Annotated in this window: 10 protein-coding genes; 2 read left to right on the top strand and 8 right to left on the bottom strand. The window is 67.2% G+C overall.

Annotated features, from left to right (window positions below):
- Positions 1–126: 126 nt before the first annotated feature.
- The 4 genes from ACP7EY_RS15720 to ACP7EY_RS15705 form a co-directional block, all read right to left on the bottom strand.
- Entirely contained in the window at positions 127–618 is a 492-nt protein-coding gene (locus ACP7EY_RS15720) for an Hcp family type VI secretion system effector (protein ID WP_426195194.1), read from the bottom strand.
- A gap of 48 nt (positions 619–666) precedes the next feature.
- Complete coding sequence (gene tssC / locus ACP7EY_RS15715; protein WP_426195192.1) at positions 667–2169, bottom strand: type VI secretion system contractile sheath large subunit; 1503 nt, start codon at positions 2167–2169, stop codon at positions 667–669.
- Positions 2166–2666, bottom strand: a complete 501-nt coding sequence (tssB, locus tag ACP7EY_RS15710; protein WP_426195190.1) for a type VI secretion system contractile sheath small subunit — start codon at positions 2664–2666, stop codon at positions 2166–2168. The genes tssC and tssB overlap by 4 nt, the downstream gene beginning before the upstream one ends.
- Before the next feature lie 69 nt (positions 2667–2735).
- Positions 2736–3323, bottom strand: coding sequence for a tetratricopeptide repeat protein (locus tag ACP7EY_RS15705; protein ID WP_426195188.1), 588 nt, complete (start codon positions 3321–3323; stop codon positions 2736–2738).
- A gap of 205 nt (positions 3324–3528) precedes the next feature.
- Here ACP7EY_RS15705 and icmH point away from each other — a divergent pair, with 205 nt between their 5' ends.
- Positions 3529–4299, top strand: coding sequence for a type IVB secretion system protein IcmH/DotU (icmH, locus tag ACP7EY_RS15700; RefSeq protein WP_426195186.1), 771 nt, complete (start codon positions 3529–3531; stop codon positions 4297–4299).
- 30 nt (positions 4300–4329) lie between these two features.
- Here icmH and ACP7EY_RS15695 read toward each other — a convergent pair whose 3' ends face one another.
- The 4 genes from ACP7EY_RS15695 to ACP7EY_RS15680 form a co-directional block, all read right to left on the bottom strand.
- Positions 4330–5175, bottom strand: a complete 846-nt coding sequence (locus tag ACP7EY_RS15695) for an OmpA family protein (protein ID WP_426195184.1) — start codon at positions 5173–5175, stop codon at positions 4330–4332.
- The gene (tagF, locus tag ACP7EY_RS15690; protein ID WP_426195182.1) at positions 5172–6155 is read right to left on the bottom strand and encodes a type VI secretion system-associated protein TagF; all 984 of its coding nucleotides are present in this window, start codon (positions 6153–6155) and stop codon (positions 5172–5174) included. Before tagF ends, ACP7EY_RS15695 begins: the two co-directional genes overlap by 4 nt.
- Positions 6152–9970: a type VI secretion system membrane subunit TssM gene (tssM, locus tag ACP7EY_RS15685; protein ID WP_426195180.1), complete on the bottom strand. Its 3819-nt coding sequence runs from the start codon at positions 9968–9970 to the stop codon at positions 6152–6154. The genes tagF and tssM overlap by 4 nt, the downstream gene beginning before the upstream one ends.
- A 156-nt stretch (positions 9971–10126) precedes the next feature.
- Positions 10127–10936 carry a M15 family metallopeptidase gene (locus ACP7EY_RS15680; RefSeq protein WP_426195178.1) on the bottom strand — a complete coding sequence of 270 codons (810 nt, stop codon included), beginning with the start codon at positions 10934–10936 and terminating at the stop codon, positions 10127–10129.
- Between the two features lie 106 nt (positions 10937–11042).
- Here ACP7EY_RS15680 and ACP7EY_RS15675 point away from each other — a divergent pair, with 106 nt between their 5' ends.
- A complete protein-coding gene (locus tag ACP7EY_RS15675) occupies positions 11043–11720 on the top strand; it encodes a hypothetical protein (RefSeq protein WP_426195176.1) in 678 nt (225 codons plus the stop codon).
- The last annotated feature ends 55 nt before the right edge of the window (positions 11721–11775 follow it).

Raw genomic sequence — 11775 nt, 5'->3', positions numbered from 1 at the left:
CGGTTCCTTCCGATGAGGATCAGGCGCGGCGGGGGCGCACTGTGCCCGCTGACCGTTTTGCTGATCGAGTAACACCAAACAACAACCGCGGCCCGGGGCCGCGGCATCAAGGACCGTCGCTTCTTCCTACACCACCTTGTTGGTGGCCAGGTCCCAGCCGCCCGAGGTGTTGCCGCCGGAGCCGCCGGTGACCTTCTGCTGGGTGTACTTCCACTTCACCTTCGAGAACTTCAAGCCCATGGTCTCGGTCAGGATGTCGCCCTCGCCCACGTTCGGGCTGACGTCGCCGATCAGGACATTTTCCAGTTCGATTTCAAAATACTTGATGCGTTCGCCCTTGCCGTCGGCGCGCATGAATTCGAACTTCGCCTTGGGAATGGTTTTACCGGACGAGCAGGTTTGCAGCAGGATCGGGGTGGCCAGGTCGGCCAGCTTGGAAATGTTGATTTCGCTGTGCTCGCAGCGCTCGGCAGTGTGGCCGCCGCCGGTGGACGCGGTGGCCGACTTCGGCTGCGACACCGACCAGGCCACCGATTTGCATTCGATCCAGTCCTTGTGCTTGTCGTCGGTCGACTCGCCCTTGATACCGTCGATCTGCAGGTATACGTCAATTGCCATGCTCTGCTCCTTGGATAGTTAATGGATAGGTGAAAGTAAGAGTAAACATCAGTTTTTGGTCGATTGCGGCAGTTCCGCGACCAGGCGGAGTGAAACGGACAATTCGTCGAGCTGGAAGTGGGGCCGCAGGAACGACACGGCGCGATACACGCCCGGCCGGCCCGGCACCTCGGCCACCTGCACGCTCGCTTCGCGCAAGGGAAACTGGGCCTTCTGTTCCTGACTGGCGTTGTCGTCGAGCAGGACGTACTGGGTCAGCCAGCGGTTCAGGTACTCCTCGACGTTCGAGGCGGCCGAGAAGCTGCCGATTTTGTCGCGCATCATCGCCTTCATGTAGTGGGCGATGCGCGAGACGGCGAAGATGTACTGCAGTTGCGAGGACAGCACGGCATTGGCGTTGGCCGCGTCGTTGGCGTACTTGCGCGCCTTTTGCGCCGACTGGGCGCCGAAGAACGCCGCGTAGGCCGTGTTCTTGCAATGCACCAGCGAGATAAAACCCAGGTCCGACAATTCCTTCTCGCGGCGGTCGGTGATGGCCAGCTCGGTCGGACATTTCAGGGCCACTTCGCCGTCGTCGGTCTTGAAGGTGTGGGTGGGCAGGTCTTCCACCAGGCCGCCCCCTTCGACGCCACGGATGGCGGCGCACCAGCCGAAGTCCTCGAAGGCGCTCATCAGGCGCGCGCCGAAGGCGTAGGCGGCGTTGCACCACAAGTACTTCTGGTGGTCGCTGCCGTCGACATCTTCGACATAGTTGAAGCCGTCGACCGTCATGCCGTCGGCCGGGTTGAAGGGCAGCCGGCCCAGAAAGCGCGGCAGGGTGATGCCCACGTAGCGCGCGTCCTCGGACTCGCGAAACGCCTTCCACTTGGCGTATTCGACGGTGTCGAAGACCTTGGCCAGGTCGCGCGGCTTGCCCAGGTCGCCGAAACTCTCGATGCCCATCAGCTCGGGCGCCGCCGACGTGATGAAGGGAGCATGGCTGGCCGCCGCCACGTGCGACATCTGCTCGAGAAAATAGATGTCTTCGGGCTGGCGGCTGATTTCGAAGTCGCCGATCAGGGCGCCGTAGGGGGCGCCGCCGAAGGTGCCGAACTCCTCCTCGTAGACCTTCTTGAAAATCGCGCTCTGGTCGAATTCCAGCGCCGACTGGAAGTTCTTGATTAACTCCTTCTTGGTGGCGTTCATCATGCGGATCTGCTGGCCGCCGGAGGTGGTGGAGTTTTTCACCAGGTACTGCAAGCCGGTCCAGCTGCGCTCGAGCTTTTGAAAGGCCGGCGCGTGCATCACCGCCGACAGTTGCGCCGAGATCATCCTGTCAAGTTCGGCGACGCGGGCATCGAGCGTGGCCGACAGGTTATCGGACATCACCACGGTGCCGTTCATGACCTGGCTGACCAGTTCGGCGATCAGGTCCTTGGCGCGCGCATGTTCGCTCGACGACGCCGCCACACGGCTTTGTTCGATGATCTCGTCGAGCAGGTCGACCTCCCCCGCCATGGTCTGCGCCTGCGCCGCCTGGTCCTGGGGCCGGCTGTCGATCAGGGCGCTCATTGGGGCTCCTTGCTGCGCAGGCTGGCCAGCTTCTCGGTGTTCGACAGCACCTCCGAGAGGATGTCTTCGAGACGGTCGTTGCCGGCGAGCTTGTTGCGCAGGTCGGCCAGCTTGGTGCGCGCTTCGAGCAAGCCGTTCAGCGGCGCCACCTGGCGCACCACCGACTCGGGCCGGAAGTCGGCCATCTCCTTGAACTGCAACTGCACGGCGAATTCACCGCCTTCGCCGGAGAGGTGGTTGGGCACCCGGAACTGCGCCACCGGCGCCACCGCGCCCAGCACCTCGTCGAAATTGTCGGCATCGACGTTGACGAAGTTGCGCTCCTTCAGGGCTTTTCTCGCCGCCGCCGGATCGCTGCCGAAGTCGCCGATCACGCCCACCACGAAGGGCAACTCCTTGTTTTCGATGGCGTCGCCGATCTCGACGTCATAGGTCATCTGCACCCGCGGCGGGCGCACTTTCTGCAGGCGCTTTTGCACGCCGTCTTTCTTGGCCATGTGGACTCCTGAAGAGGGAAAGGGGCCGGACCAGCCGGCCGGGATCGCGCGGGGTGCGCGCCTGCGCGCCTAGTTCAAGCCGCAAAACGGATTCGTGCAGGGCGGCTTGACGGTCGACGCCGTGCTGGCCGGCTTGACCGTCGATGCCGGCGTCGCCGGTGTCGCTGGCCGCGCCGGCGCCGCGCGCGGGCCGGTGGGCACCACGATCGGCTCTTTGAGGGTGTTGCGCAGCAGCGCCGCCAGGTCCTGCGCCTCGGTGCGCACGGAACCGGTAAAGCCGTTCTTTTGCGAGAGGTCGCCCAGCGCCTTGCTCGACACCCGCAGACCGCTTACCGCCACCAGGCTGTAGGCGAGCATGTCGTTGGGATCGCGCTCGAGCGCCTGCAGGCCGCTGACGATGGCTTCGCCGTAGTTCTTGTCATCAAAGCGCATCTGGGCGATGCGCAGCAGGGGCGTCTTGTCGGCCGGGTTGCTGGCGGCGGCCGTGCGCAGCATGGCGTAGGCCTGGTCCGGACGGCCCGCCTTGGCGGCGGCGTCAGCCTCGCTCAGAATGCTGTCCATGCTGGCCAGCTTGCTCCCCGGCGTCGCAGCCGGACCCGCACAGGCGCTGAGCAAGGCCGCACAGGCAAGCGCGGGAAAAATGCGGAAGATAGTCATCGAAGTCTCCGGTACCGTTTGTCCAGCCGCTATATTGAACGTGAGAAATACGGCCCCCTTGCGACGGATCAATTGTTTTGCTGTTGTGGTGTTTCCGAGAAATTTACGCAGCACTTGCGACAACGCAGCAAATGCGCTGCTACATCGCCCAAGCTTGGCGTTTGCTTGCCGCCGTTCCATGGCGCGCCCCAATCGAGGAGGCTGTATGACCCAACACGCAGAACGACGCGCCGCCCCCACCCTGCTGGCCAACCGCGGCGCCGGCGGGGCCGGCACACAGAGTCTGCTCGACCTGATGTACGAAGGCTTTTATGCGCTCTACCTGCTCAAGAACGGCAGCGGCCCGCAAGACCCCGCCGTGTTCGGCGACACCATCAGCGGCTTCCTCGCCGAGGTCGATCGGCAGGCCAAGGCGCTGGGGGCGCCGATCGACGATGTGTACGCGGCGCGCTATGCGTTCTGCGCAGCGGTCGATGAAATCATCCTGCGCTCAAGCTACATGGCGCGCGAAGGCTGGCAGACCCGCCCCCTGCAACTGCGGCTGTTTGGCGACCAGCTGGCCGGCGAACATTTTTTCACCAAACTCGAGGATCTGCGCACACGCGGCGCTCCGCACCTGCAGGCGCTCGAGGTATTCCATATGTGCCTGCTGATGGGCTTCCAGGGCCGCTACGCGATCAACGGCGACGAAAAGCTCAAGTTCATGAGCACCACGCTGGGCAACGAGATCGCCCGCATGCGCGGCCGTACGCGGGCCTTCGCACCGCACGCCGAGCGGCCCGACCAGGTCGCCAACAAGCTGCGCAGCGACCTGTCGCTGTGGGTGCTGACGGCGGTGTTCGCGCTGGCCGGCCTGGGCGGCTACATTGGCCTGCGCGCCAGCCTGGCCCACTCGACCAACGACGCGCTGGCCGGCTACAACGACATGATCAAGCTGCCGCCGCGGGCGGCCAGCGTGACCATCACCCTGCCCTGACCGGATCGGGCAAGCCGGCGGGATGGCGCGCTACTGCACCACCTTGAACTCGATGCGCCGGTTGCGCGCGCGCCCCTCGGCGCTGCGGTTGTCCGCCACCGGCCGGTCCGGTCCCTCGCCCGACACGGCGATCAGCTCGGCCTTGACGCCCTTGGCCGCCACGTAGCCGCGCACCGCCTCGGCGCGCGCCTGCGACAGCGCCAGGTTGCTGGCGCGGGCGCCGGCATTGTCGGTGTGGCCGATCACCTCGACCTTCTTGTCCTTGAGCGCCAGCAGTGCCACGCTCATCTGGTCGAGGATGGCCTTGCCCGAGTCGGTCAGGGTGGCCTTGCCGGACTCGAATTCGATGATGCGGTTGGCCAGGGCGGCATCGAGCACCGACTGCTCCGAGGCCACCACGCGCAGGCCGTTGTTGACGGTGATGCCGGCGCCATCGGCCACGCCGCTCAATTGCGCGCCGATCTGCTGGCGCTGGACGTCGCTGGCGACGTCGCCGCGCAGGGTGGCCGAAGCGCCGTCGACTTTCAGCTGGCCGTGGCTGACCAGCTTGAGGTTCGGCACGATCAGCTGGCCCAGCGCGTCATTCCACTCGCGCGAGGCGGCTACCGGCCCCACCGTCAGTTGATCGACCACGCGGGCGGCGCCGAACACCTGGCGCAGCCGCGCCACCAGCGCCTGGCGCGATGGCTCATCGGCCAGCATGCCGCTGACGATGACGGGGGCGCCGCCGGTGGCGGGCGGGGCACCAGTCCCGGCGACGGCCACAGGCGCCGACGCGGGAGGTGGGGCGGGTGTGGGTGCGGGAGCGGGGGCGGTCTGGGCAAGGCAGGCGCCGGCGCCCAGCAGCAGCAGCACCATCATCAGGCGTTTTTTCACGTGGCAGCTCCCAGAAAGGTATCCATGAACAGGTCGCGCGCCATCCGCAGGGGCAAGCCCGGCTGGGCCAGGTGGCTGGCCAGCGCGCGTACATCGATGTCGACGCGCAGCTGCTCGTCGACCCAGCCGGTGTCGGCAAAACGGACCTGCTGGTGCTGGCCGACGACAGGATCGATGATCGCGTGCAGCGCCGCCACGCAGGCGTCGCAAAAGCCGACCACCAGCACCGGGTCGCCGTCCTGCTCGGTGAAGAACAGCGCCAGGTCGAGATCGGCCTGGCGCAGGAAGGGGGCGATCAGCTCCATCCAGAACGCCGCCACCGCCGGCCGCGCGACCGGCTCGCGCGGCAGCGGCAGCACCAGGCTTTTTTCCAGGTCGGCGGCGCCGCTGTGCATCACCGGCTGGAGCAATAATCCCAGCGCCAGCACCAGGCTGCCGACGTCGTCACGCCGCAGCTGCGCCGCCAGCGAGCCGAGCGTGCCGGTGGCGAGAAACGCCGCTAGCGCGGCACCGGCATCCTGGTCGAGCAGCGGGGAATGCTCGGCGATGTCGTGCAGGGGTGCGATCGGCGCGGGCGAGGCCAGCACCGCCGGCGTGCGCTGCGCCAGCAGCGCGAACAGGGGGGCCAGCACCAGCGGACAATGCGACACGAAGTGGGCCGGCGCGTGAACGCCGATGGCGCGCATGAGCAGAAACGGGAAGCGCCGGCCCGACTGATCATGGCTGCCGACGATGTGCCCGGCCACCGCATGGCGCCGGCGCGGTCCGACGAAGGCGAACGCCACCGGTGCCATGGCGTCGTAGTGCAGCTTCCAGCGGGGATCGTCCGGCAGGCGCGTCATCACCTGGGCCAGCCAGTCGTCGAGCACGCCCATCAGTTCGACATCGGGCGCCAGCTTGACGAAGTCGCTGCAGGCGGGCAGCTTGCCGAAATATCCGATGCGCTCGCGGGCGATGGCCGCGCTCATGGCGGCGTTCATGGCGCCCCCGTGCCGGCGGCGGCCATGCTGGCGCTGGCCGGTGCGGCAGGCGCAGCCGGGGCAGCGGCCTCGCGCCCGGCGATCATGGGCGGCAGGCGCAGGCCGCGAAAGCCCTGGCCCGCCGCTCCCGCTGCCGCACCGGTCTCGCCACTGCTGATGATTTTCAGGTCGACCATCACCGACACCAGGCCGCTGCTCCAGCGCAGTTCGAACACGCCGCCCTCCTTCTTCTTGCGGGTGGCCGCCTCGATCAGCTTTTTCAAGCCCTGGTCGGAGGTGTCGCTAAACACTTCCACGCTGCGGCCATCGACCGTGACGGCCGACACGCGCGCCCCCGGCACGCCCTGCGGCCCCGGATGGACCATGTTGGTCCAGGCCGGCGCGGTATTTTTATAGCGCATCTGCTGACCGGCGATTTCGACGGTGTATTCGGCGATGCCCGGCACTGGCTGGGGCATCATCTGGAACACCGTCTGCGGCGCGGTGGGCGTGACCACGCCGTTGGCGCTGAGCGGTGCGATCCAGCCGGGCAGGCTGGCCACCGCCTGCGGCGACAGGGCGATGCCGATGTCGGCCCAGGTGCGCGGCGAGACGACGTCGCCGCGCCGCACCACCAGCGGGCCCATCGCCGTGCCGACAAACCTGGCGATGGCGCCGTCGGGGCCGAACACCTGGCCGATCTCGGCCGGCGTGGCCTCGGCCGCGCCGGCCAGGAACGGCCCCTTGGTGGCCAGGTTTTTCTGGAACGGCTCGATCACCTGGGCGCGCCAGGTCTTGTTCAGCTCCGTCTCGCTGGGCCCGACGATGATGGCGAAGGTCTGCATCAGCGGGCGCACCAGGATCGGACGCAGGGCCAGCTTCTGGCTCTCGCTCATGCCGGTCAACATCTGCTCGTCGACGTACTTGAGCGCGTCCGACAATTCCGAGCCGCTGCCCTCGAGCGTCTGCTGCATGAACTGCTTGGCGCCCGGTCCCGGATCGCCCTGGTTCTTGAGCTGATTGAGCCGCCCGCGCAGGCGCGACAAGGCGTCCAGGTAGCCGCCCATCAGCGACGCCTGCTTCTCGCGCAGGCCCACCAGGCGCGCCACGCCGGCGAATTCGCGGCCCACCGCGCCCAGGGCGCTGGGGTCGACCGGGGTGGCCAGGGTGGTCGGCAACACCACCTCCTCGCGCACTTCCGACGGCGCATTGCGCGACAGCGCCGCCATGATCGATGCCCATACCCCCTTCTCGACCCGTTCGCGGGTGGCGGCGGCGCTGGCGGCGCCCGGGTTGTCCCACGAAGTTTGCTGGTAAATCGTTTCCAGTAGCCGCGCCAGCGGCGAGTTCTGGGTGTCGCCGAGCCGGTTCATGGCGTTGATGCCCCCTTCGAAGCTGCCCAGTTCCCCCACCGTCACGCCCTGGACAAACCGTTGCCATTCGCCGATGTAGTCGGACTTGTACATCTCGGTGAGGGTCTTCTGGATCTGCTCGGGGCTGCCCTCGAGCGTCAGGTCGTCCTTCACCGCGGTTTTGAGCACCCAGTCGGTGCTTTGCAGTTCCTTGTTGGACGCTTCGCGGATCGCACCGTAGACGAAGCCGCTCCACGCTTCGCGGGTGAAGGCACCGGAGACGGCGACGCTGCCGCCCAACAGGGCCTGGTCCTGCTGGCCGACGATGCGCGCCACCGTGATGGCGGTATAGCGGGTAGCGGCGCGCGCCTTGATGTCGGCGTACACGCGCTCGCGCGCGGGCGTGCCACGCACCACCTTGCGCAGGTTTTCGCGGGCGGCGTCGAGCAGGCCCAGTTTGGGCGTGAGCTGGGGCCATGCCGGGTCGCTGATCTGGGTCAGATGAAAACTGAGCAGGCGCTCGGCGCTGCGCACCATCTGCTCATGCGCCATGGCGCCGCGGCTGGACTCGAGCCAGCCACGCCAGAAGCGCGTGAGCTGGTCGTTCAGGTGCCCCGCCTCGGCGCGACTTTTATCGGCCAGCATCAGGTAGGTCTTGAGGGCGTTGTAGCCGTCGGTGACGCTGCTGGTGGAGGCTTCCTGGTACAGGGCGCCACGCGGGGCGGCGGCGGGGGTGGCGGGGGTGGCGGGGGCGGCGGCGGCGGCCGAGGCGTCGAGCCGGCCGGCATTGGCGTTCATCTCCGCCAGGTGTGCCTCGAGCGCGGCGGCGACCGGCTGCAGCATCACCTCGCGCACGCCGCCAAAGTATTCATCGCGCAGCTTGCGCTCGAGCGCCGCCCCCTGGTAGAGGCCGAAGCCGAGCATCCACGGCTTGTCGCGGCGGTATTTGTCGAGCTGCTCGATGCGGTCCTGCAGGATCTCGAGCGCTTCCAGGCGCACCTGCAGGTCGCTGCGCTTGTCCTGCAGGCGCACCACCTTGTCAAGATCGGCCTGGACGTTGGCGACCAATTGCTTGTTGCTCATGTAGGACCAGCTCCAGGCACCCAGCGAACAACCCAGCAGGATGGTGGCGCTGAAAAAGGCCCCGTACTTCCAGCGCGCGCTGGCCGGACTGGTGTAGCGCGCCACCAGTTCCTTGTCGGCGAAAATCACCTGGCGAAACAGGTCCAGCAAAAAATAGCCAGACTGCTCGCGGGCGGCGCCTTCGACCACGGCCGCGCCCTCGAGCGTCAGGTCGAAGCGGCTGGCCACCCGCCGCGACGACTGGTTCGGCGTGCTGCCTTCCTGCAGGGCGCTGGTGAAGTAAAAGCCGCGAAACACTGGCTTGAACTGATAGGTATTTTCGTCGAACAGGGTGGCCAGGAAGGAGCGCAGCGGCGCCTTGATGGAGGCGAATTCGGGCGGAAACGTGAACACACCAGGGCGCATGGTGGCGCTGCGATTGGCCATGCTGGCCAGGCTCATTTCCTTGAGCCCGTCGTGCAGTTCGTCGAAATGCTGGTCGAAAAATGCCAGCACATCGGGCGACGTGCTGCGGCGGTTGTAGCGCATGGTGGCGCCCCAGACGCGATCGCGCTCGGCCCGTTCGGTGTCGTGAAAAAAATCGCCGAAGCCGGCGATCAGGTCGGCCTTGGTGAAGATCACGTAGACGGGCGCGAACACGCCGAGCCGCTCGGTGAGCTCCTGCACGCGGGTGCGCAGGCTCTTGGCCAGCTCGATCGTTTTGTTCGGGCTGGCCCCCATCAGCTCGGCCACGCTGACGCAGATCAGGATGCCGTTGATGGGCGAGCGCCGCCGGTGCTTGCGCAGCAGCGCCAGGAAGCCGAACCACTCGGCGCGATCCGATTCGATCGTCGAGTAGCGCCCGGCGGTGTCGAGCAGGATGCCCTGGCTGGTAAAAAACCAGTCGCAGTTGCGGGTGCCGCCCACCCCCTGCACCGCCTTGCTGCCGGCGATCGGGAACTGCAAGCCGGAGTAACCGACAGCGCTGCTCTTGCCGGCGGCGGGATTGCCGATGATCATATACCAAGGCAATTCATACAGTGCCGCCGCGCCGATGCTCAGGCCCAGCTTCGAAGTCTTGATGGTGGTGACCGCTTCGAGCATGCTCTTGCGCAGCACCGTGACGGCGCCAGCACGGTCCTGTTCGGTGGTGTCGAGCGCCGCTGACGTCGGGCGCTCTTCGCCTTCACTGGCGGCCGGTGCGATGGTTTCACCGAGGCGCGCCGCCTGGCGCTTGCGGTAGTGGCGACGGGTCAGCCACCAGGCGCCCCAGACCGCCAGCAGGACCAGGCCGGCCACGGCCGCCCAGATCGCTGCCACCTCGAGAAAATGCGCACCGAGCAGCAGAAAAGCCGCCACCGCCACAAAGCCGATCAAGCCGAACACCCGGCTATCGGTGAGGAACTGCCAGAGTCGGGCCATGGGTCACTCGCAAGTTGGATTGAAAATCCGGCAGGCAATGTTGGCATCGTTGCGCGGGGCCAAATTTGCGGCAGGACAAGACCCGCGCCGCTGGGGCACGCCGCCGCCCGCCGTGGCCCGCCACGGCGCGTTCCAACGCTTGAGAAATCGCAAGCCCTATTTGCGCATCACGCCCTTCATCCGCAGTTCGGCATGACCAAAATCCATCATGGTCCATCGCCCGCCCCAGGTCAGGCCCAGTGATTCGGCCACTTCGCCATACAACTGGTAACCGCGCATGGCCCACGGATCCTTCTCGGAAATGATCAGCTTGCCGTCGCGCCAGAACGCGCAGTCGGCCGCAAGACCATATTGATGCCAGCTCTGGAAGGCGCCCGCATTGGTGACGCTGCTGCCCATGCTGGCGAGCAGGTTTTGCCGGGCCGGGCTGCGATAGCCTTCCAGCAGCGCCATCTCGTAGCCGTGGCGGTCCTTCATGATCTTGAACGCCATCAGCAGGCGCTGGCTGAAATCAGGCTGGAGCAGCTGCCAGTTGCGGCTGGCGTCGACCAGCATCGGCCGCACCAGCGTCACTTCGACGGTGGTGAAGGCCAGCGGCGGCAAGGCGGCCGGCGGCGACAGGCGCTCGCCTTCGAGCAGGGCGGCGATCTGGGCGTCCGGCACGGCGCGGCTGCTCTCGAAGCCGGGCAACATGCCAGGATGGCTCAAGCCGATCGCCAGTAGCGTCGGCACCAGCACCAGCGCGGCGGCGCTGGCGCTCAAGGCGCGGTGGCGCGCCAGCCACTTGCGCTGGCGGCGCCACCAGCGCGCGGCGCCCGCCAGCGGGGGCAGGCGCCAGCGGGGCAGGCGCCAGCGGCCCACTGCGCCCACCACTTGCCCTGCAAACTGCCTGCCTGCTGGAAACAGCACCATCCAGATGGCGCTGCAGGCCAAAATAAAATACGCAAGTGCGATCAAGATCAGCATGACCTCTCCCGGATTTGTTTCTAATCGGAATACGAAGGCCAATCTTAGGAGTAATATTGTGCGCCCTACAGACGAACATCAAACGCCATCCACACGCCCCAGTTTCATGTCAGCAACGCGGCGGCCGGCTGGCAATGGTGACAACATCCTGGCGCGTCTCGAGCGTAGCGGCGGCAACGGCGGGCGCGGGACCTGGTCCGGCCCGGCCCGGGCAGCGGCGCTGGCCGGCGTGCTGGCCACGGCGGCGCTGGTGTGGCTGCTCATCGGCCTGACCCAGGACAAACTGCAGGAGCGCCGCGAGGCCCAGGTGGTGGTGGTGACGCCCACCCCGGTGGAGCCGCCGGCAAGCGCCAAGCCGGAAGCGGCGCTCGACACTGCCCGCGAGGCGCCCGTCGCCAGGCAAGTCGAGGCGCCACCCGACCCGACCTCGCTCGAGCCGATTCCTGTCTTGCCAATGCTGGCCGACGTCGTCGAAAAGGCGCCCGCCGCGCCCCCCGCGCGCGCACCGCACCGCCCCACCGCTACGCCGCCCCCGGCCCGCTCGGCGCCCACCGTTGCCGCGAAGGCGGGCAGCGCCCACGGGCCACGCGTCAACCTGGCGCCGCCGGTCGCCGGCAAGGGCGCCGATGCTGCCATCGATAACGACGTCGCCCTGCTCTCGGCGATCCTGATTCATGCGCCCCGCCACCGTGCCGAGCGGGCGCGCGCCGAAGAGAAATGCAAGACTGACAAGAAGTGCACGATGGCCGGCCCACTGCCCGCGCTCCTTCACGCGGGCGAATAAAGCGCCAGGCGCGCTGCCGGAGAATTTCACTGGGAGCGCGGGGCCGGCTGCGATA

Source organism: Massilia sp. DWR3-1-1 (assembly GCF_049898325.1).
Classification (GTDB): domain Bacteria; phylum Pseudomonadota; class Gammaproteobacteria; order Burkholderiales; family Burkholderiaceae_D; genus JAFCUW01.
This window is presented reverse-complemented; position numbering and strand designations above follow the sequence as displayed.

What these genes read in the sequence shown, in the direction of transcription:
- ACP7EY_RS15680 (WP_426195178.1), bottom strand. Translation starts at nt 10,936, where the DNA reads ATGCTGATCTTGATCGCACTTGCGTATTTTATTTTGGCCTGCAGCGCC.
- tssC (WP_426195192.1), bottom strand. Translation starts at nt 2,169, where the DNA reads ATGAGCGCCCTGATCGACAGCCGGCCCCAGGACCAGGCGGCGCAGGCG.
- tssB (WP_426195190.1), bottom strand. Translation starts at nt 2,666, where the DNA reads ATGGCCAAGAAAGACGGCGTGCAAAAGCGCCTGCAGAAAGTGCGCCCG.
- ACP7EY_RS15705 (WP_426195188.1), bottom strand. Translation starts at nt 3,323, where the DNA reads ATGACTATCTTCCGCATTTTTCCCGCGCTTGCCTGTGCGGCCTTGCTC.
- ACP7EY_RS15720 (WP_426195194.1), bottom strand. Translation starts at nt 618, where the DNA reads ATGGCAATTGACGTATACCTGCAGATCGACGGTATCAAGGGCGAGTCG.
- ACP7EY_RS15675 (WP_426195176.1), top strand. Translation starts at nt 11,043, where the DNA reads ATGTCAGCAACGCGGCGGCCGGCTGGCAATGGTGACAACATCCTGGCG.
- icmH (WP_426195186.1), top strand. Translation starts at nt 3,529, where the DNA reads ATGACCCAACACGCAGAACGACGCGCCGCCCCCACCCTGCTGGCCAAC.
- tssM (WP_426195180.1), bottom strand. Translation starts at nt 9,970, where the DNA reads ATGGCCCGACTCTGGCAGTTCCTCACCGATAGCCGGGTGTTCGGCTTG.
- tagF (WP_426195182.1), bottom strand. Translation starts at nt 6,155, where the DNA reads ATGAACGCCGCCATGAGCGCGGCCATCGCCCGCGAGCGCATCGGATAT.